Origin of the sequence: Butyricicoccus sp. AM32-19 (assembly GCF_003480365.1) — a bacterium.
Taxonomy (GTDB): Bacteria; Bacillota; Clostridia; order Oscillospirales; family Butyricicoccaceae; genus Agathobaculum; species Agathobaculum butyriciproducens.
Genome location: NZ_QUIX01000015.1, coordinates 54,434 through 73,516, shown reverse-complemented (window position 1 = coordinate 73,516; position 19,083 = coordinate 54,434). Strand labels below are relative to the sequence as shown.

The 19,083-nt window shown below is 44.0% G+C and carries 21 protein-coding genes and 1 pseudogene; 7 read left to right on the top strand and 15 right to left on the bottom strand.

The genetic code is table 11. The features are described 5' to 3' along the window. On the top strand, positions 1 to 368 hold a 368-nt coding region (locus DW806_RS15550; RefSeq protein WP_207665004.1), incomplete at its 5' end, for a hypothetical protein. On the opposite strand, the pseudogene DW806_RS11880 reads toward DW806_RS15550, so the two are convergent. From DW806_RS11880 to DW806_RS16125, 3 genes and pseudogenes are all read right to left on the bottom strand, one after another. Then, positions 340 to 564, bottom strand: a pseudogene (locus DW806_RS11880) (IS30 family transposase); the annotation flags it as partial. The gene DW806_RS15550 and the pseudogene DW806_RS11880 sit on opposite strands and share 29 nt — an antisense overlap. 155 nt (positions 565 to 719) lie before the next feature. Further along, complete coding sequence (locus DW806_RS16130; RefSeq protein ID WP_243022737.1) at positions 720 to 893, bottom strand: hypothetical protein; 174 nt, start codon at positions 891 to 893, stop codon at positions 720 to 722. 203 nt (positions 894 to 1,096) lie between these two features. Next, a complete protein-coding gene (locus DW806_RS16125) occupies positions 1,097 to 1,684 on the bottom strand; it encodes a DUF5906 domain-containing protein (protein ID WP_243022735.1) in 588 nt (195 codons plus the stop codon). Positions 1,685 to 2,029: 345 nt separating this feature from the next. Here DW806_RS16125 and DW806_RS11870 point away from each other — a divergent pair, with 345 nt between their 5' ends. Genes DW806_RS11870 through DW806_RS11850 form a run of 5 tightly spaced genes read left to right on the top strand, consistent with a single transcriptional unit; the run spans position 2,030 to position 5,645 of the window. Beyond that, positions 2,030 to 2,563, top strand: coding sequence for an RNA polymerase sigma factor (locus tag DW806_RS11870; protein ID WP_158578365.1), 534 nt, complete (start codon positions 2,030 to 2,032; stop codon positions 2,561 to 2,563). Then, positions 2,560 to 3,261 (top strand): hypothetical protein, encoded by a 702-nt coding sequence (locus tag DW806_RS11865; RefSeq protein WP_118730088.1) that lies wholly within the window; start codon positions 2,560 to 2,562, stop codon positions 3,259 to 3,261. The genes DW806_RS11870 and DW806_RS11865 overlap by 4 nt, the downstream gene beginning before the upstream one ends. Then, positions 3,239 to 4,072: a hypothetical protein gene (locus DW806_RS11860; protein ID WP_118730087.1), complete on the top strand. Its 834-nt coding sequence runs from the start codon at positions 3,239 to 3,241 to the stop codon at positions 4,070 to 4,072. The genes DW806_RS11865 and DW806_RS11860 overlap by 23 nt, the downstream gene beginning before the upstream one ends. Next, positions 4,069 to 4,788: a hypothetical protein gene (locus DW806_RS11855; protein WP_118730086.1), complete on the top strand. Its 720-nt coding sequence runs from the start codon at positions 4,069 to 4,071 to the stop codon at positions 4,786 to 4,788. Before DW806_RS11860 ends, DW806_RS11855 begins: the two co-directional genes overlap by 4 nt. Beyond that, entirely contained in the window at positions 4,785 to 5,645 is an 861-nt protein-coding gene (locus DW806_RS11850; RefSeq protein ID WP_118730085.1) for an ABC transporter ATP-binding protein, read from the top strand. Before DW806_RS11855 ends, DW806_RS11850 begins: the two co-directional genes overlap by 4 nt. A 698-nt stretch (positions 5,646 to 6,343) precedes the next feature. On the opposite strand, the gene DW806_RS16120 is transcribed toward DW806_RS11850, so the two are convergent. The 6 genes from DW806_RS16120 to DW806_RS11815 all read right to left on the bottom strand — a co-directional run bounded on the left by DW806_RS16120 (position 6,344) and on the right by DW806_RS11815 (position 11,335). Next, complete coding sequence (locus DW806_RS16120) at positions 6,344 to 6,616, bottom strand: helix-turn-helix domain-containing protein (protein ID WP_118730084.1); 273 nt, start codon at positions 6,614 to 6,616, stop codon at positions 6,344 to 6,346. A gap of 585 nt (positions 6,617 to 7,201) precedes the next feature. Then, positions 7,202 to 7,435 (bottom strand): hypothetical protein, encoded by a 234-nt coding sequence (locus DW806_RS15465; RefSeq protein ID WP_199677309.1) that lies wholly within the window; start codon positions 7,433 to 7,435, stop codon positions 7,202 to 7,204. Beyond that, positions 7,422 to 9,035, bottom strand: a complete 1,614-nt coding sequence (locus DW806_RS11835; protein WP_118667235.1) for a recombinase family protein — start codon at positions 9,033 to 9,035, stop codon at positions 7,422 to 7,424. The genes DW806_RS15465 and DW806_RS11835 overlap by 14 nt, the downstream gene beginning before the upstream one ends. A gap of 297 nt (positions 9,036 to 9,332) precedes the next feature. Next, positions 9,333 to 10,184, bottom strand: a complete 852-nt coding sequence (locus DW806_RS11830; RefSeq protein WP_118730083.1) for a metallophosphoesterase family protein — start codon at positions 10,182 to 10,184, stop codon at positions 9,333 to 9,335. 495 nt (positions 10,185 to 10,679) lie between these two features. Continuing rightward, entirely contained in the window at positions 10,680 to 10,916 is a 237-nt protein-coding gene (locus DW806_RS11820) for a helix-turn-helix domain-containing protein (RefSeq protein WP_008393052.1), read from the bottom strand. A 2-nt stretch (positions 10,917 to 10,918) separates the two neighbouring features. After that, positions 10,919 to 11,335, bottom strand: coding sequence for a sigma-70 family RNA polymerase sigma factor (locus DW806_RS11815; RefSeq protein ID WP_005335591.1), 417 nt, complete (start codon positions 11,333 to 11,335; stop codon positions 10,919 to 10,921). 573 nt (positions 11,336 to 11,908) lie between these two features. Between DW806_RS11815 and DW806_RS11810 the strand changes: the two genes are divergently transcribed. Continuing rightward, complete coding sequence (locus tag DW806_RS11810; RefSeq protein ID WP_032091080.1) at positions 11,909 to 12,265, top strand: helix-turn-helix domain-containing protein; 357 nt, start codon at positions 11,909 to 11,911, stop codon at positions 12,263 to 12,265. On the opposite strand, the gene DW806_RS11805 is transcribed toward DW806_RS11810, so the two are convergent. The 6 genes from DW806_RS11805 to DW806_RS11780 form a co-directional block, all read right to left on the bottom strand. After that, positions 12,262 to 13,590, bottom strand: a complete 1,329-nt coding sequence (locus DW806_RS11805) for an MATE family efflux transporter (RefSeq protein WP_032091081.1) — start codon at positions 13,588 to 13,590, stop codon at positions 12,262 to 12,264. The genes DW806_RS11810 and DW806_RS11805 overlap by 4 nt on opposite strands. 76 nt (positions 13,591 to 13,666) lie before the next feature. Further along, positions 13,667 to 14,227 carry a TetR/AcrR family transcriptional regulator gene (locus tag DW806_RS11800; RefSeq protein WP_032091082.1) on the bottom strand — a complete coding sequence of 187 codons (561 nt, stop codon included), beginning with the start codon at positions 14,225 to 14,227 and terminating at the stop codon, positions 13,667 to 13,669. Between the two features lie 68 nt (positions 14,228 to 14,295). Further along, on the bottom strand, positions 14,296 to 14,904 hold the full coding sequence (locus DW806_RS11795; RefSeq protein ID WP_118011478.1) for a class I SAM-dependent methyltransferase: 609 nt from the start codon (positions 14,902 to 14,904) through the stop codon (positions 14,296 to 14,298). A 130-nt stretch (positions 14,905 to 15,034) separates the two neighbouring features. Then, a complete protein-coding gene (locus DW806_RS11790) occupies positions 15,035 to 15,940 on the bottom strand; it encodes a conjugal transfer protein (RefSeq protein ID WP_118633266.1) in 906 nt (301 codons plus the stop codon). A gap of 15 nt (positions 15,941 to 15,955) precedes the next feature. Further along, positions 15,956 to 16,960 carry a bifunctional lytic transglycosylase/C40 family peptidase gene (locus tag DW806_RS11785; RefSeq protein ID WP_118633265.1) on the bottom strand — a complete coding sequence of 335 codons (1,005 nt, stop codon included), beginning with the start codon at positions 16,958 to 16,960 and terminating at the stop codon, positions 15,956 to 15,958. Further along, positions 16,957 to 19,083, bottom strand: a complete 2,127-nt coding sequence (locus DW806_RS11780; protein WP_118730082.1) for a CD3337/EF1877 family mobilome membrane protein — start codon at positions 19,081 to 19,083, stop codon at positions 16,957 to 16,959. Before DW806_RS11780 ends, DW806_RS11785 begins: the two co-directional genes overlap by 4 nt.

The window sequence follows — 19,083 nt, the reverse complement described above, 5'->3', positions numbered from 1 at the left end:
AACGCCTACATCTAAAGCAGCAACGAAAGTTGCTGCTTTTTTGTTTTAATTATTTTTCTTGTGAGCTTGAAGTGAAGTTGGGTGTGCGTGGCAGCGTCTGTACCGGTATGCTTTTCGTAGTAATCAGCACGGGAGGCTTCGCCATGCAGTACATTCATTTGCCCTCTGGCCTAAGGCAATACCGCACAATTAAAGCAGCGGCGATTTGGCCGCGTCAAGTAAAGTTCGCAAAAGCCGCAAATTACAATATCAAGTTGAGCATTTCATCTGTTAGAATCAGTCTGGTGGCGGAAGACGATTCGCCCATAGCTCCACAGCCAGAATGTCATCATCGCTCTAATCTGAAATCCGCTTTCCCTTTGGTATAAAGCGTCGGATCAGGCCATTGTGGTTTTCTATTGCCCCTTTCTCACAGGATGTATACGGATGGGTAAAGTACACTTTCGTATTCGTTCCTGTTTCCAACTCTGCCAGCCGGGCAAACTCAGGATCGTTATCCGTTGTGATGGTACGGAATACCTTGCTGAAGTAATCCCCCAGTTCAGATTGCATCTTCTGAAAAGCAGCAGATTGATCACCTCAAGGCCCATAAATCCCCGAACCTGCTTGCCGCCGACATGGACATTGTTGGTGGCCTCCACGTTGTAAAGACGTTCGTTCTGAGCTAGCTCCGAGCTGAGCCGGTTTGCCGACATGGGCTTCTGTACGTTATCGTCGCATCATCTCGTATAGGCTTCATAGATTGCCTTGGAGCTGGCCTCGCTGTCGGCCTTGAAACGAATATAGCCCTCAGATTGCAGAAACTCGATCACATTGTTGCTACTGCGCTTGACCGTCTCCATATTCTCTCTGGCCTTGCCCGAAATGCTGAACTGATAGTTGTTCCCAATCAACCGGTGCAGACCCTCCAGACACCAGAGAAAATGCCCTCCTTTTCCTGCAATAGCTTATCCACCAGAAATGGATCATCCGCTCGGCCTGCGGGCCGGCCTTTGGTAGTCAGCATGATTTGGCGTCGGAAGAAGCCATCGGATTTGTCGTGCAGGGCGTTCAGCGCACCGTTTCCGAAGCAGAGGAAGCGCACATACAGCTGGCTCTAGTAGCTCTGGACGCCCTTGCGCGCCATGTCCATCTTGCACTCGGAGGTCACGATAGATTTGATATAGTTGGTCTTGGGCAATGCGCTCATGTCCATATCGTCATCCACCATCAGGAGCTTGTTTTCCAAATCCGCACGGCTGAACCGATTGCTCTCCACCTTCTGGATGCTGGTGGTATTCATGCTGTCCCCCAGCGGGGAGCGCATGACAAGACCGATGCGGCTTTTGCCCGCGCCGCCCTTGCCGATGAGCATGAGCATCTTCTGCCACTTGGTGGTGGGCAGCAGACAGTAGCCGAGAAACTCCTGCAAGGCGGGAATGTCCTCTGCTTGGAGCAACTCAGATAAGAATTTCAGCCAACGCTTCGACGCAGGTACGCTGGGATCGTAGGAGACGGTCAGGCGGTTGTTGCAGTAGCTATTGTCGGCACTGAAGCTGCCGTCCGTGAAAAACGTCCCGTTGGCAACATGGATGCGGTCCGTCTCAATGGGCAGCGGCGGCGAATAGGCTTGCAGCTTGATGCTGGCAAGTAAATTCGCAACCGTCTTGGAGAGATTGGCGGTCAGCACGCCGGAGATTGTCAAACTGGCAGATTGGGACACGGTGAAGTCAAACGTTTTTGCAAAAGCCGCGATACAATATGTGAGGTATCTTTTAAGGAAGGCATCCGCGAAGCAAGTTATCGTCTTGTATGTTAAATAGGTCACGACTTGCAGGGCGGTTGCTTTTTGCGTGAACTCCAGATAAAGCCTATTCTTTGGTTCCTAATGCGCAGTTTTGGCGCTCCGGTGTTAAAATATAAAAGCGCTCAAATAATGCAGTTGGAAACACACGCAAGGACCTGTTAAAATTTTTATAAAATATCTTTTGTATCTTTCATCCCTTTAGGTGCTCTCGTTCGTTATACTGACAGAAAAGGCGGTGAGGCGGTGGAATATAGCGATCATGAACTGGTGCGCGGGATCAAAGGCGGAGATAAGAGCGCACTGGAGCTTTTGGTTCGCCGCTGGTATCCGCGAATTTACGGATATGTTTTCAAATTGACCGGGCATGAGCAGGACGCTTATGACTTGACGCAGGATGTTTTTATCGCAATGATGCAGAGCATCGGCAGTTATACGCCGTGGCGGAAATTTGACAGCTGGCTGTTTACGATCGCGCATAACAAATGTATGGACTACTTTCGCTTTCGACAGAAAATCGTTCAGGTGGAAGACACCGTGTTCGACCGACCCGATCCGGCTGCCTCGTTTGAAGATATGGCAGCGGTCTCCATGTCCGTAAAAGCCGCGCTGGAGAAGCTGCCTGCCGCACAGCGGGAGGCAGTGATCTTACATTATTTCCATCAATTTACCGCAAAGGAGATCGCACAAATGACGAACACACCGCTGCCGACGGTCAAATCACGGCTTCGTGCCGCCAGAAATACACTCTCAGATAAACTGCGGGAGGACTTCGAATGAACGATCGAATGGAACAGGAAATCCGCCGCACCATTTTGCGGCTGCAAGCGTCCATGCCGGAGCCAAGGGACCGGCAGACGCCGGTCTTCACGCTGCTGCGGATCGCCGCAGGTGAAATAAACGGGGGCCTGCTGCTTGGGCTTTTCGCGGGTGCATTGATTTTCGGTCTGCTCAGCGTCAGGGCTTTGTCTATGCCGATGCTGACGATCTTCTGCACCGCGCCCATGCCGATGCTCCTGCTGTTCCACCGGTATGTGCTCGCCAGTAACCAGAACATGCGTGAATTGGAGGCTACATTTCCGTATTCCTATCCGGAGATGCTGGCTGCGCGGTCTGTCGTGATCTCATGCTGCATGTTCGGCGCTCTGGTGCTCCTTTCCGTGATGCTGCACGTTTCTGCGAGTGAGGCGTTTTTGCGGCTGGCGCTCTGCGGCGCGGTACCGAGCATTTATCTCTGCGCGCTGCTCCTGTTTTTGTCTGCTTCGCTCCGCAATTCGGAAGGGCTGTCCCTGCTTGCACTCGTCTTTTGGGCGGCGCTCTGCTTCCTCGTGACGGTACTGCCGTTTGACCGGCTTTTGCAGCTCTGCTCCACCGCTGCCTACGCTGTGCTGGCGGCTATCGGACTGATTTTATACGGCATTCTTGTATACAATGTTCAACGAAGGAGGGAGCATTATGACATGGCTCATATCGGATGAAGCCAGAAAGCATCGGGCGTTCCGCGAGGTCTGGGTCGCGTATCTCCTTGGCGGGTTGTACCTGCTGCTGGGGCTATACACGGAAATTTCGGAACAGAATTACAGCGTGCTCTATGATGCACGGCAAAAGTGGAATTTTGTTCAGCAGAATATCTATTCCTATGGCGCGACGCTGACGGCGTTTCTGCTTGCGGTCGGATTGCCACGGCTGGTCTGCTGCGAAAAGGAATACCGGACGGACGATCTTGTCGGGACGGCAGCGCTTGGCCGACGGTACACATGGAGGGCGAAAACGGCGTTTACGGTCCTCTATTGCGCGGTCGTTGTTTTCATCATCGGCGCAGCCAGTCTGCTGGTAAACGGCGGCGCGTTCGGGTTCGAAGGCGCCCTCTCCTCTGTTGCTGGATGCGTGTATTTTGCGGATACGGCGCTGCCGCCGATGTCCAATCTTGCGTACTGTGCGATCCAGTATGGCTTTCTGTTCCTGGGCGCGTTATATTTCGCCGGGTTTATCCTGATCGTCGCTGCGCTGACACGGCGGACAGCGCTCAGTCTGTTCCTCTGCGGCGGAAGCTATCTGCTGTTTTTCGCGTATTCCGCTGTCGGGCCTCAGCTGCCGGAGCTCCTTCGTGTGCCGATCGACGCGCTCTATCGGTTCGGCTTCGGTGGGTATCTGCTGCAGGAGAGCTATTCGTGGGTCTTTCCATATTTGTGGTCGGACGTATGGAAACCGGTCCTGCTGGGGATTGGCATGATCCTTCTGGAGTTTTTCCTCTTTTGGAGGATATGGAGGAGGAAAGCAAAGGCATGAAGGCTGATCTGATCCGCTGTTTCCGGAATCCGCTCTACTGGCTCGTTCTGGGCGCCGGGTTATCCGTCCGGGCTGTCCTCGCCTATTTCGATTCCCGATTCCGCAGCGATGCGTTCTGGTCCTTATCCGCAGAATTCTGGAATAAGATAGGCTCCGTAACACTCGGTTTTCTGGTTCTGCTCGTTCTGATCCGTCTGTTTTCCGCGGATCGTGAAACAGGAGTCTTTCCTGTCATCAACAGCACCGCCTATGGTCGAAGCACGCTGTTCCGGAACCGGTTGATTGCCGGGAGCATTGCCGCTTCGGCTGGTGCTGTGCTGTTAGCAGCCGGAAATCATGCGCTGTCAATTCTCATTTCCGGCAGGCTTCCCCAACCGGATGGTTGGAATCACGCATGGTTCCGCAGCACGGCGATCGTTCTCATCGGAACAATTGGATTTTTCCTCTTTGCAGCATTTGTATGTGACAGTCTGAAGAATCAGCCAGCGGCCATGTGCATCTGCGGAGCTCCGTTTGCGTTCAGCTATTTTATCAATGCCGATGTGCTGAAAAAGTTTGAATTCTTCTGGTTTGTCCGGTATGGATTTTTTGCAGAATGGATGCGTGGACGGAGAATCGGTGTGACCCCGGGAGTCTGGGGTGTCTGGTACGCGCTGTTATTGGGTGGATTATTATTGGCCGCCATCCATCAAAGAAAGGAGCGCAAGGAATTATGAAGCTTTCCTTCGAACATATAAGCAAGCTCTACGGCAATACGGCCGCGCTGCAACAGATCGACCTGACCCTCGGGTCAGGCGTCTATGGCTTGCTCGGTCCAAACGGAGCCGGGAAGACGACGCTGATGCGGATCATGACGGATCTGCTCGCCCCATCGACCGGACGTGTATTGCTAAATGGGCAAGACATTGCGGTCATGGGTGCCGCGTTCCGGAAAAAGCTCGGCTATCTGCCGCAGGATTTCGGCGTTTATCCGAATTTCACAGCGGAGCAGTTTCTGCTCTATATCGCCAGATTAAAGGGCTTGTCAAAGTTTGAGGCCAAGCGGCAGACGGATGATCTTCTGCATATGGTCGGTCTGGAGGACAAAAAGCAGAAAAAGCTGAAAGGTTTCTCCGGCGGACAGCGGCAGCGTGTGGGAATCGCACAGGCACTGCTTGGAGACCCCGAAATTCTGGTGCTGGACGAGCCGACAGCTGGGCTTGACCCGGAAGAACGGATCCGGTTCCGCGGTATCATCAGTGATCTTTCCCAGCAAAAGCTCGTTTTGCTGTCGACGCATATTGTATCGGACCTCGAAGCAGTCGCAAACGAAATCATTCTGCTTCGGAAAGGTGTTGTCCTCGGAATGCAAAAGCCTGCTTCGCTGCTGGAGCAGCTGAACGAGCAAGTCTGGCTCGTTACAGTTCCTGCTGCGGACGAAGCGGCACTCACAAAGCAATATACCTGCAGCAATGTCATGCACACAGACGGAAAAAGTGTGATCCGTCTGCTCAGCAAAAGCGCCCCTCGACCCGACGCAGTACCAACAGCACCCAATATGGAGGATATGTATCTATATTATTTCGGTAGATGATCGTCCGGATGATTCTGACTGGATCTCGGGTGCAGTAAAGTGCAGACTGTTTAGAAGGCAGCTTGCAAGTTTTTAGACCTGCAAGCTGCTTTTCTCCGTAAACTCAGAGCCGATTTTGCTGCCGAAAAATCTCTGGGAACAAAATTTGAGCGGTTGTTCGCAGCACCTCTCAGCAACTCATTTCGCGCATTTTCTGGTACGAAATCATTCAGTACAGAAAAATTACTGGCTCGTATTCGCGCCGTTCTCCACAACCACCGACAGAGAGGAAAAATAAGAATACAGCCAGTGGAAACTGTCAGCTTCAGAATTTGTTGATTGGCTATGAAAAAAGGCGGATCTATGTCGGAAAAAACGAAATCGACCTGACATTGGCGGAGTGAACCGCTCCCTGTCAATTAGACAGACGAAAAAACAAAAAGTTTTCTCCAGGACCTCATCTCAGAGGTCCTGGTTTTCATTTATGCAGCATCCAGCAAGCTGCGGTAATTCATTGGTGCGCCGTTACTTCCGGCTTAGACCGCTGATATGCCGGACGTTTTCTGCAGATGACAGCAAGCAGGCCGACAATATGTACCAAACGATAGAACCGATTCAGGTTCAGAATATCACAAGTCTCGGTTATTGCATACCCATCTTCGTGCATTTTCCGAACACAAATGTAGAGATATTCTTGTCTTACTCCGCTCAGCGCCACCTCATTTCGAGTTCCTCGAGTTTTTTAGCACTGCATTCTCCGTTTTCAATCTTCTGTTTCGGGCTTCCAGTATCCGGTTCTCGGCGCGCAGCTTCTCCGCTTCTGTCATCTCAGATTCGGCCTTACGCTTACCAGGCTTGTCTACCAGACCTTCTATGCCCTTCTCATTGTACTTTCTCACCCAGGAATAGATTTGCTGGTAGCTGACGCCGAATCGCGCAACAGCAGCAGCGTAGTCATTTTCATTCTCGATGCAGTAGCTGATAATTTCAATCCGTTCTTCGTATGTCGTAGTCCGTACTTTTTACAGATTGCTGCCTGGCTTCCTTCTCCGTTGAGTGGATGATCTCTTCCGGTATCCGTTTTGACATAATAATGCTCCCCTTAGTGTAGTCTCGAATTTTTGTTATTTCGAGTGTCTACTCTATGGGGAGCATATCAGCCTGTATTCTTATTCTTTATTCTTTTTTAAGCCTTGGTGTTCGAACCACACCAGACCATAAATTTGGCAGGGCACATCTTAAAAATGTCGCCTCTCGCGGGGCAAAACTGGAATTCTGATAAATCGAGTTTTGCAGCCTTTTCGTTCTAAAAGCAGCGCATTATATGTGAAAACGCCACACTTTCGTGCGGCGTTTTCGGCGTTGCATCTTTCATCAACACATTTTGGTGCGCCCGGTGCGATTCGAACGCATGGCCTTTGGAGTCGGAGCGGTGCTGTATGAGGTATTCATCCTGCATTTCCCGCTAAAACAGCGCAAATATTAGACATTTTTCACTATTTTTATACGTTTTCTATGCCTGTTGCAACCACCTGTATTCACCGGCAGTAGCCTGACAGTAGCCGCAATAGCTTCGGCTATTTTTCGACCGGTGGCAGGAAACCCTCGACCTGCTGGCGGTATTCGGTCTGCTCCTCGCGGAAGAACCGCTCCAGCAGGCTGTAATCCTGCTTTGTCTGCGCGGTATTCAACGCATGATAGTATTCTGCTTTGCGGCTATCATTTACCACAAAGGGGATAATATCGTTTTTCAGGCATTCCTTAAACAGGATCAGCCGCCCGGTTCGTCCGTTTCCATCATGCAATACCACATTGGGACTCACAAAGAAATCTATAATTGATTTCCACTTTTTGAGTACGTTCTTTGCCGGTTCCCTCTGCTTGATACACATATATACTGTCAATCAGTTCAACCAGCATAGAACGGTTTAACTCTGTTACGTTTTCATACTTGCGTATGGTTTCTAAAAATTGGTTTGTATTTTTCGTCTTGTAGTCCTCAGCTTCGATTTTCTCTTTTAATGCCTTACGCCTTTCTTCAAGTTCTCTCTGCTCATTTTCATAAGTTACAGACATTTTCTCAAAACGTCCATCAGAAATCTTTCCTGCTACATTCTGCTCAAACAGCTTCATTATGATACTGTCAATTTCAGCAATACGCTTTTCTGCCAGTTCCAATTCCTGTTTAAACTGCTTGATTTTCTTACCGCCGCCGGATTCACTCAACACCCTCATTTCTTCAATGAACTGGTCGCCTAATGTTTCCATATTCCTGATATGCTTTTGAATGTCGTCCATGACAATCTTCACCAATGCGTCATAGGAAATTGCATGAGTTGTGCAGAGGTTGCTGTTTCTGGCATATGTCCTGCAACGAAATCTCGGCTCTCTCCCGTTTGGATTGGAGAACGCCATATTGCGTCCACAGTCCGGGCATTTTACAAGCCCCACAAACATATTTGGTCGTCCAGTCTTATTTGGTCTTTTCTTTACACTGATGAATTTCTGTACCAGTTCAAAGGTTTCTTCATCAATGATAGCTTCATGGGTGTTTTTTACAACAATCCAATCTTCCTTAGGAACCGCTACCAGTTTTCTGTTCTTGAATGATTTTGTCTGTGTCTTGTGCGATACCATATGACCGAGATACACTTGATTTTCCAAAATCATCTTAACATTTTTTCCAACCCAGTCGGTAGGGAATCGGAACCCTGTGCTTGTTTCCAGCGTGCCATTCTTCATTGCTCTGTAGGCTCTCGGAATCAAAATCTTTTCTTCACACAATGTTCTTGCTATCTGATGAACACTGTTTCCCTGTTTCGACATTTCAAAAATACGCTTGACGATAGGCGCTGTTTCCGGGTCTATCAGTAGTTTACGCTTATTGTTCGGGTCAACCCTATAACCATACGGAGCGAATGAACCGCAGAACCCGCCACTTAAAGCAGTTGTTTTCTTGACGCTTCGGATTTTCTTTGAGGTATCACGTGCATAATACTCATTCATAATAGATTTGAATGGCATCATCTCGTTATCCTCATATCTTGTGTCAACATCATCATTCAGTGCGATAAAGAGAATGTCATTGTTCGGGAAGATTTCTTCCACGTAATACATGAACATGGCATTGTTGCGACCGAACCTTGACATATCCTTTACCATGATTCCACTAGGCTGTGTATCTTCCATAGCGTCCTCAATCATGCGGTTTAAATCCGGTCTGTTGAATGTTGTGCCGGAATAGCCATCATCTACATACTCGTCAATGATTTCAAATCCTTTTTCCTTTGAATAATATCGGAGCATTTGCAACTGGTTTGTGATACTGTTGCTTTCTTTATCAGCGTCACCATCATCTTTGGATAAACGTGCATATAATCTAACTCTTAATCTTGCTTGCTGTTTCGTCATTTTTACTCCTTTCCAACAGCAAACAAACAACTTATATCCTGTTAATATTATACCACGCTACTTAATTATTTTCAGCCGCTTATTACACTGTTCTCAATTTAATATCCATTGTTTTCCTGCTCGATTTCCTTTTGAATCAGCCTTTTAATCAAATGCTGCAAATCCACTGTACCGGAGAACACTGACGTTACATAAAAGGTCGTATTTCCTATTTTTATTGTATTGGACTGTACTGTTTTTCCTATAATCCCACCTCATTTCTTCCAACAAAAAAACACCATTTCTGGTGTCTTTCTGCTAATCTACACTGATTACTTTGCGTTCATACTTCTTTTCCTGCAAATCAATCTCCGCATAAACCATGTATTTGTCATTAAGTTCCGTCTGTCCAGTCTGAATACAGGTTGTCTGATAAATCTGGTTTATCCACTTTCCTTTCTCTGTGTCAGGACTTTCATGTATATGTCCGTGCAGAGAAAGAAGTGGCTGTTTTTCTTTCAGAAATTCATAAATATCAACAGAGCCTATATCCAAATCTTGATAGCGCAACTGTCCTAATCTCAATCCCGCAGGCGGCATGTGCATAACGTAAACCGCTTTTTGTCTATCGTCCAGCAATGGAAGTTTCTTCAGCACATCACACATATGCGGTAATTCTGTTCTGGAATATTCCAGCCAGTTGTAAATCCTGTCATAATCAACAGCATTAGAGATTCCGGCTACAGGACTTAACTGACGCTGCGGAATATAATGTGTTTCTGTAACAACCCTGTCTTTACAACCGAACGGATGGTCTAAAATATAGTTTATGCCGATAAATTCATATCCATTGACAGAAAATTTCCTACCAGCTATATTGCAGACATTTTCAAATCTGTCGCAAAGATTGTCAAACATTTCATCTGCTGCCAGTAAATCATCATTTCCAAGCATGGCAAGGTATGTGATGTCCTGCTTTTTCAGTTCCTCAAAATATTCATCAAGGAATCCATTGATAAAAAACGATTGCTCACTGTGGCGGTCACATTGTTTTGGTAACATATCCCCGCCATTTACAATGACTTTGATTTCCTTTTCAATGGCTACGTCCAGAATCTTTCTGTACTTCTTTTTATCTCCGTGTAAATCTGTAACATACAATATCTTCATATCACTTTCTACCCCTTTTAATACAGCATTTCTTCCTAATCATAGTTAAAAGTATACCATATCAGAGATAGATTATCAGCAGCTTATATCTGACATACAGACTGCAAAATTTTTGCCTTATGCACCTCCTTTACTGTGTGTTTCCGAAGCAGTCAGATGGCTTTGGAAGCTCCACTGGACTCTCACCATTCTCATTCCTATGAGCAGAACCGCACCATGCGAGTGTATCATTATTCAGATATGCAGGTCATGGCAGAACGACCATTCCACAAGTCGCTCTCGGATCATTGCATGAATCGCTCGCTTTTTTAGGTCATGGCGTACAATTTCCGCTGGCTCGCTGCATATCAAACGTATCTGACTGCTTTATTCAGTTGTCAAAGAGCTACCGACTGTATTTGCCAGTCTATGAAAATCCACTACCTAGATAATGGACTTTCATAGATTGACAAGCGGAGCAGAGGAAAGGGGAAAATGCTCCGCCCGTCTGAATGATTAGATTACGACTATCTCAAAGTTTGCAATCATATCCATGACTGCCGCCTGTATTCTGCCTTTTAATTCAGAATCCACTACCATGTAGACGTTACCGTATTCGTCATACAATTTGCGTAAGCTCAACTTTGATATGTACCCGTCATAGAAATCCAAGATTTCCTGTATTGCAGCTTCATCACCATTCGTAGCCGCCACAATCACAGCAAACGGTATATGTTTTTGGTCTTTGTCCATGCTTATTCCTCCTCCATCATTTTTCGTAATTCTTCCAGAGTGCTTGTCCTGTGACGGTAAACAGTAGTGCGTACCACGTTCATAAGCTCTCCGATTTCTGCGTCAGACATATCCATAAAGTATGACAACAAAATGATATTGCGTTTTCTCTCTGGTAAACATTTGAGTGCTTTGCTTAACTGGTCGTCAGATACTTGTACTTCCATGCCAAGAACATTGAACGCTGTATAATCGCTGGAATATTTGTCATAAACGCCTGCTTTGTTCAATTCCAAATCTGAAATTTCAGAAAACGGAACTTCATGTTTCAAGCGTCTTGAAATATCACGGTTATACTTCATTGCTGCTCTTTTAATGACTTTCTTTGTAAGGCAATCAAACTGTGCTTGAATAGCCTGTTGGAAAGAAGATGACTTCATGCTGATTCACCTCCTTTCTGCGTGAGAGTAGATGAGGTTGTTTTCCCTCTATCCCCCTTTCCGCACAGTAGCTACCCACGCAGCAACTATTTGTTGCGTTTTCAGAAAAGATTTTGAAAAAAATTTTTAAGCAGCAAAAAAGCACAAGGACATAAAAGAAATGCTGTTCTTGTGCTTTAATAGTTGTTCCTGCTATGTAATGTGAAAAACCACATTCGAGAGCGTATTGTGCTGCTTTAAAGGCTAAGATTTTTTTGACAATAGCAGATTTGAGAAATATTGTCGGTTATAAGGTTCTTTCAATGCGGCTACCTCCCAGAGCCGCCAAACAAAACCAATATGCTATTTTTCATTGTTGGAAAAAGAAAAAGGCGGCTTTCCAAACCGCCATTTAAGTAAAGATATTTTTTGACACGCAAAAATGGTACTGTTAATAACGGTTTTTTTATTTACCGCAGGGCAGTACCTTTTTGCTTTTATACGCATAATAGGAACTATCAAACCATGCTATACGTTTTTCTGTACCTGTTAGAAAATCAACAGGAACTGTAGAATATAGTGAGGTGATTACATATGCGTAAAAAGGAAGATAAGTACGATTTTAGAGCCTTTGGTCTTGCCATCAAAGAAGCTCGTATGAAACAGGGTTTAACCCGTGAACAAGTGGGAACAATGATTGAAATTGACCCACGTTATCTAACAAATATTGAAAATAAAGGGCAGCACCCAAGTTTACAGGTATTCTATGACCTTGTATCATTACTCAATATTTCCGTTGATGAATTTTTCCTGCCTGTGTCTGATCTGGATAAAAGTACCAGAAGACGACAGTTGGAAAAGCAACTTGACAACCTTTCCGATAAGGATTTAGTTATCATGGAAAGTGTTGCTGACGGAATCATCAAGTCTAAGGAAGTGGAGGGAAATTAACCCTCCATTTTTATATTCTTCTTAAATGAGTGTGTACCAGTTAAAATAGCTGTAATACAAGCGATTATATGGCTAATCAAAACTGCAATCCATATACCATTTAAACCAAGTCCGATATATGAAAAAACATAAGCTAAAGGTATGCGAACAACTAAATAATAGAAAATCATCAAAATCATACTCTTTGTAGGTTTTCCCATTCCATTCAAGCAGCCTAAATAACAATTTGTTACGGTATTTAATACATATCCAATACTAATAATAATGAAATATTCTTCTACAATCTGTGCTACAGGGTCGCTTGAAACAAATAAGCCTGCTAATTGTTTTGAAAAAATAATAATCAGAATTGAAAGTATAAATAAAACCGTAATCCCATATTTCAAGGATAATTTTAAATAGTCTTTTGCTCTGTCAACTCTTTTTGCACCAATACATTGTCCAACAATGGAAGTCAAAACCATATTAAATGCCATTGCAGGATAAAATAATATTGTTTCTAATTTTCCTGTAATGCCATATGCTGCAATGGCAGAAATACTATAAGTGCTGACAAGCGAAGTTAAAAAAGTGGTACTAATTGCCGGAATACTTTGCTGAATTACAGATGGTACAGCACTTTTTATTAGTGGGATAATTTCTTTTTTATCAAAATCCGCAAATGAAATTTTAAAAACATTTCGTTTCTTAATATAAATAATCATAAAAATTAAACACATTGATTGTGAGAGTAATGTCGCAATCGCAGCTCCATGAAATCCTATTTTAAGAATGAAAATAGGGTCTAAAACGATATTTAAAATTGTCGATATAAGCATAGCAATCACTTGAAATATTGTATTTCCAAAACTACGAAGAACCGCTGTAAAATATAAGTAAAGATATACAGCTATGTAACCTAAAATGTAAATTGATAAATAATCTCTTGCCATGTTCATTGTTTCCGCTGGCGTATTTAATGCTGCTAATATAACAGGCAAAAACAATTCCAAAATAAAAGTAATGAACAAAGAAAAAATTACTGCAATACAAAAGGACGTAGAAATCACTTTCTTTTTCTTTTGTTCGTTTCTAGCTCCTATTGCCTGCGAGAGCAAAATAGAAATTCCATTTGTTGCTCCCATCGCAACAGAAGTCAAAAGTAGTACGATAGGTGTAGAATTAGTTAATGCAGCATACGCTAATTCTCCGAGTAAATTTCCAATCCAAAGACTGTCAACCAAGTTATAAGCCATATTTAAAAACATGGCTACAATCATAGGTAGTGTCATTGCCAGCAAACATTTTTTTGTATTTCCGTTTATAAAATCTAGTTTTGTGTTCATATAATTCTCCTTACTGAATGAATATCATTCATTTATTATTTAAAAATTTTCCCTGCCCGTAAAAGCAGGGGAAAGATTATAGCTTGAATAAGTCAAATAAAATTGCTTTTATCTTTCTGTTTTTTTCTTCTGGTGTTAAATTATCATCTGTCAAAATTCCAAGCTGACCGTATACACAAAAATTAGCATATGATTCTACATCAGAAATATTAAGTTCTCCTGTTACATTTGCTTTTTTTATCAGCTTTACAACGACAGGTACTAACTTTTTGCATATACTTAAAGAGAGCAAGTCGTGAAAAGTTTTATTTTTTTCATCATGGAATGTATCATAATATGTATCATTTGTGCTTTCTGATAATACTTCCATATGATTTAAAATATCCTTTATGGAATCCTGTTCGATATTGATGTTTGTTTTTAATTTATCGACTAATATATTTGCATACTCATTGACTGCTGTTTGAAAAAGAATATCTTTTGATGGAAAATAGCGGTAACATAGTCCTTGTGCCACTCCGATTTCTTTTGCAATATCAGATATGGACGTTTTTTCATATCCTTTTTCAGCAAACAATTTCATAGCGGTTTCTAATATTTCTTGCTTTCTTGCTTCTGGTTCTTTGGAAATACGCATACAATAACCTCCTTTTCTATAGAGTAGCATTTACAAAATAAAGTGTCAATGACTGATATTCACTCAATCTATTTAGTCGCAAATGACATACAAGAAGTAATTCCGATACGCTCCCAATTAACATTATGAAATTTCCTTAATAAAAGGTGAATCATTTCTTTTTTTGAATATATCTTTACATCACCCTCCTTGCTGTGCTTCATATACATGTTCATTAGTTGTCGTGCAAATAATGGTTGCCAGCAATCACCAATAATAATTATGCCACTGTCTTTTAAAACACGGTATGCTTCATCTAATACTTTTTCTGGTGCTGGATAATGATGAAAAGAATCATTACAAATGACAATATCAAATGTATTATTCTTAAAGGGTAAATCTTCTGTATCACCTATTACAAAATGAGCATTGTTAATCTTTTTTTTATTAGCCATATCAATCATTTTATCAGATATATCTATACCTGTTAAATCTTTTGAATGATATATTTGTTGTATTTGATAAAGAAGTTCTCCTGTACCGCACCCTAAATCTAAAATAGAAGAAAAATGTCTACCTTTTAGCATATTTAATATGTAAGGATAAAGGGTTCTGGCGTGTTGACCTTTTATATCCTTATCATAAGTAAGTGCTTGTTGGTTAAAAGCTATTTTTGACATTTCTTTTGTATTGTCCATAAATATAAGCCTCCTTTCAGTTTTGTATTATACAAGCTATTGAAACGAAAGTCAATGAATAATATTCATTCATTTATATGAAAAGACTTGCACTTCATTCATATATACGAAATGCAAGTCTTTCATCATACTATTTTACAATCTTCCAGTTACTATCTTTTTCCAGCGTCAAATCAAACTGTGAAATCTGTGTTGCCTTTGTCCTTTGGTCGAGATATTTTACCGATACAGACACTTTTACTTGTTCACCGTCCTGTGTGAAGATTGGATTTACCAGCTCCGAGAACACATACTCACAGTTTACAGGTTCCAGCACATTCCCCGATACATAGTAGGCAAGTTCTTTTTCTGTTGCGGTAGGATAGAGCTTAAAGAATGTTTCCAAGAACTCTGTCACTTCCTCCATAGTGGCAGCGTCCACCGTTCCGTCTGATTCCTTGACTTTTGGTTCATAGCTGGATTTTGTCGGTATGCTGCTGATGGTCGGATTCTGCGTGATAACCATGTTTCCGTCACCATCTACATGAACCACCACCATGTAAGCGGAAGTGTAACCGATAGAGGTTTCTCCCTCCGTTACCGTTTGATCTACCGAGTAGACAACGGTAAAGTCGTCCGTTCCAGCCGCTTCAACCTCCCAAATCTTAACGTCCGTCACCGTAGAGCTTGTGGGTATATCCTGTCGTACCGTATCAACATTCAAATCTTGCAGATTCTTTGTCAGATATTGGTTAATGGCTGTGGTTCTTTTCTCAATGGATTCCTGCGTATTGCTCCAAGAATAGTAGGATTTTGCAAAGGCTTTTACAAAGTTCTCTATTTTGTTGGTATCAACGATACGCTGCTCAATGACTTCTTTCTCATGTACCGTGTGCATATCAATGGCGGTAAAATTCTTATACACCCCAAAGCTGACACTGGCAATCAGCACCAGCCATAAGGCAATCACGGTTTTCTTATGCGTGCCAACTTTCATCACAGGCACTTTCTTTTCCTTTTTTGGTTTTGATTCCTTATCCTTTTTCTTAAATAGCATAGCACCATTCCTTTCTTATTTGGTTTTCACCCGTCCGGCACCAATCAAGTGTTGCTGCCAGTACGAGCTTGTTAAATCTGCATATCCGATAGGGTCGCCAGCATGATACATTCTGTTGTTTCCTGCATAGATTCCTACATGAGTGACGTATGTTCCAGCATTATAGGTCGAGTGGAAGAATAGCAAGTCACCAGCCTTTGCCTGTGACAGTGGTATGTGCTGTGTAGCGTCATACTGTGCCTGTGCGGTACGGGGTAAGCTGATACCAGCCTTTCCGTAGCACCACTGAACCAATCCCGAACAGTCAAAAGAAGTGTTGGGATTGCTGCCGCCATACACATACTTCCAGCCTTGATACTTCAACGCTTCATTGAAGATTGCCTGTGCGGTAGCGTCACTGAAACTAGGCACAGCCAAATACTGGCTGACTAATTTTACATAGAACATATTCCCGTACTTGTAACGCCAGCCGCCATTTTCTTTTATGGAAATGTCATTCTTATAGGTGACTTTGACACCGCCGGACTTGTCCTTTGCGAAACTGACCGCCAACTCAAAGGTGTACTTTTTCCCATGACTGGAAACGTAATCAATGAAGCCGCCGCCATAGTTATAGGACTGTACCACTGTGTTGATGTCACAGTCTTTTGCTTCTGCGGATTTCAAAAGCTCCGAGAAGTATTTACACCCCTGTTTGATGGAATCCTCCACGGATAGGGAGTTAAGCGGTAATCCTAAAGATTCACTGGCTTGCATAACGTCTGTCGTGCCAGTGCCGCCGGATTCCACCTGCATAATCGCAAGCAGATAGTTCACATAGTCAGAGATTCCGTATTCCTTTGCATACTTTTCTACTGTAGGCTGATGTTTCAAGACTTCCGCTGACAGGTTCAGTCCAGAAAAATCAAGGCTGGAAGAGCCGCTTTCTTCATCATCTGCGGTCACGATAAACAGGAACAGAAGCAGACAGATAATCACTGTGAAAATCCCACCGAACACAGCGAAATGCCTTAACTTCATTTCTTGCCGCCTTTCTTACTGGTAGATTTCTTTATTGTTGATTGATTTGTGGTCTTTTTCTGAACCGTCTTTGTCTGTGATTTTCGCTGCACGGTCTGTCGTGAACCATCTGTAGCAGCTTGCGAATGTTTATTTACTGCTGATGAAGCCTGTTTATCTGCCGGACGGGATTCTCTGACAACCTGTGTTCTTACATTCTCCTGTGATTTTGTCACAGGCTCTTTTGTCTTGCTTGACTGTGGCTGCTCCTTTGTCACTGTGACAGGACGTTCCTTGACGTTCTGCTCTGGTTTTGAAGCTGCCACCTGTGAATCCGATTTTACAGAAACAGGCGTTGTCGCTGGTCGCTCATGCACCGGGGCAGCTCTCTTTGTCGCTGATCCGTTGCTTTGTCGCTCCTTATCCACAATCGGACGCTGCGGATTCTGTTTCTCTGACTGCGGCTGTTTTGATACTGATTTTTTATCCACGATTCCACGCTTTGAGGTAGATTGCGATTCCTGCGCATTGCTCTGTGAACTATGTACGGTCTGTGAGGAATCCGTCTGACTTTTCTTATCTGGCAATGCAAGCGGCTTTTGCGATTTGGAATCCGGCAGAGCTGGCGGCTTGCTGCTACCTCCACCATAAGCAGAAGTATTGTGATTTGCTCTGGTATGCGTATTACCTGTCTGTTTGGTACTGCCTGCCTTTTTCGTAGAAGCAGAAGCAGACGCCGCACCAGCTACACCGCCAGCCGCACCAGCCGCAACGGTTCTTCCGATTTTACGCTCCAAGCGTCTTGCCCTGCGGTTAAGGAACATATACGGGTGTCGCATGATTCGTCTGCTGACCTGCTGTGTATCGGAAGATTGCAGACTGAACATTGCCATCAAGTCACCGAGTTTGAAATAGATTCCGGCAAAGGTGACTATCTGTAAAAACGCCACCATGAAAAACGGATAGCCGGAGGAAATGGAGTAAAACATAGTCGAGATACTAAAGGCTGTGGTAATAATCAGTGTGATTCCAGCTCTCATCATAATGGTATTGAACAGCTTCGTAAGAGCTTTTTTTGCCATTCCCTCATAGGTCGGTATCATAGAGAGGATAAAGCTAATCGGCAGAAACATGGCGTAAATGATAAATAGCACCTGTGAGAAAATCATCATGCCGGTAAGCAGAAAGACAAACGCCGAGATACCGATATTGAAGATAAACAGGAACACCACCATACCAAGACGGGTCATGGTCTTTGTGACGCTCAAATAGTCATTGTCTTTATCTTCGATTTCCTCAATCACAACGTCCTCTCTGTCGTCCGTGTCTGGACTTCCCGATAACAGGCTTTCCACACGCTCAGAACCGAGCGTTTCTATATCCGATTCCCCGTACTGTAGGAGCAGCCACGGTTGTTTCACCTGTATGGAAAACAGGCTGTCACGAATCAAATCCACGCTGTCTTTTCCTTTGCTGCTGGAATCTGGCAGCACGATCTTTGTACCAAGTGACAAAGCAGAGCTGCTTATATCTGCGGAAAAGTCATTGATTTTACTGATATAGTTTGGAGCGTAGGCAATAAAGGACGCTGACAAGATAAATACCACAAGGAAATTGATAATCGCATGAATAGCTTTTGTGGTTTCTCTTTTTAACAGTCCTGTGTATGCCACATAGATACCCGTTACCAGAATGAGGATAAGCAGGAATCCCACATAGAACCCCTCGTTGGAAAAGCCACTGGAAGTCACGCCAGCCAGCGTTTGAATGTTCTTTCCAATGGAGCTTGCAGTATCAGAGATAAAGTTCAGCTTGTAGGCTTCCTGTACTACATAGCCTGTCGCATTGGAGATATAAAGGCTCACCGTCCAGACAAAATTTGTGATAGCGTACAAGCCATACTGAATACTTTTCCCGATTCCATCAAGCCAGTTCCACGGTAGCCAATCCCAAGAGCTGTCAACGTAAAAGTCAAGCTGATAATTCTCTAGGGGATATTTAGAGTAGGCGTTAGCGTCACTCACTGTATTATCCACCAGTCCAGCCGCATAAGCCACTGTTCCTGTGATGGATAAAATCACCAGCACGCCGAGAATCACCGCAAGAGTAATGAGCAGCCAGCGAATTATCTTTTTCTTACGCAT

Coding starts and splice junctions, on each gene's coding strand:
- DW806_RS11865 (WP_118730088.1), top strand. CDS start 2,560: ATGAACGATCGAATGGAACAGGAAATCCGCCGCACCATTTTGCGGCTG.
- DW806_RS11860 (WP_118730087.1), top strand. CDS start 3,239: ATGACATGGCTCATATCGGATGAAGCCAGAAAGCATCGGGCGTTCCGC.
- DW806_RS11855 (WP_118730086.1), top strand. CDS start 4,069: ATGAAGGCTGATCTGATCCGCTGTTTCCGGAATCCGCTCTACTGGCTC.
- DW806_RS11850 (WP_118730085.1), top strand. CDS start 4,785: ATGAAGCTTTCCTTCGAACATATAAGCAAGCTCTACGGCAATACGGCC.
- DW806_RS11835 (WP_118667235.1), bottom strand. CDS start 9,035: ATGACGAAACAGCAAGCAAGATTAAGAGTTAGATTATATGCACGTTTA.
- DW806_RS11830 (WP_118730083.1), bottom strand. CDS start 10,184: ATGAAGATATTGTATGTTACAGATTTACACGGAGATAAAAAGAAGTAC.
- DW806_RS11820 (WP_008393052.1), bottom strand. CDS start 10,916: ATGGACAAAGACCAAAAACATATACCGTTTGCTGTGATTGTGGCGGCT.
- DW806_RS11815 (WP_005335591.1), bottom strand. CDS start 11,335: ATGAAGTCATCTTCTTTCCAACAGGCTATTCAAGCACAGTTTGATTGC.
- DW806_RS11810 (WP_032091080.1), top strand. CDS start 11,909: ATGCGTAAAAAGGAAGATAAGTACGATTTTAGAGCCTTTGGTCTTGCC.
- DW806_RS11805 (WP_032091081.1), bottom strand. CDS start 13,590: ATGAACACAAAACTAGATTTTATAAACGGAAATACAAAAAAATGTTTG.
- DW806_RS11800 (WP_032091082.1), bottom strand. CDS start 14,227: ATGCGTATTTCCAAAGAACCAGAAGCAAGAAAGCAAGAAATATTAGAA.
- DW806_RS11795 (WP_118011478.1), bottom strand. CDS start 14,904: ATGGACAATACAAAAGAAATGTCAAAAATAGCTTTTAACCAACAAGCA.
- DW806_RS11790 (WP_118633266.1), bottom strand. CDS start 15,940: ATGCTATTTAAGAAAAAGGATAAGGAATCAAAACCAAAAAAGGAAAAG.
- DW806_RS11785 (WP_118633265.1), bottom strand. CDS start 16,960: ATGAAGTTAAGGCATTTCGCTGTGTTCGGTGGGATTTTCACAGTGATT.
- DW806_RS11780 (WP_118730082.1), bottom strand. CDS start 19,083: ATGCGTAAGAAAAAGATAATTCGCTGGCTGCTCATTACTCTTGCGGTG.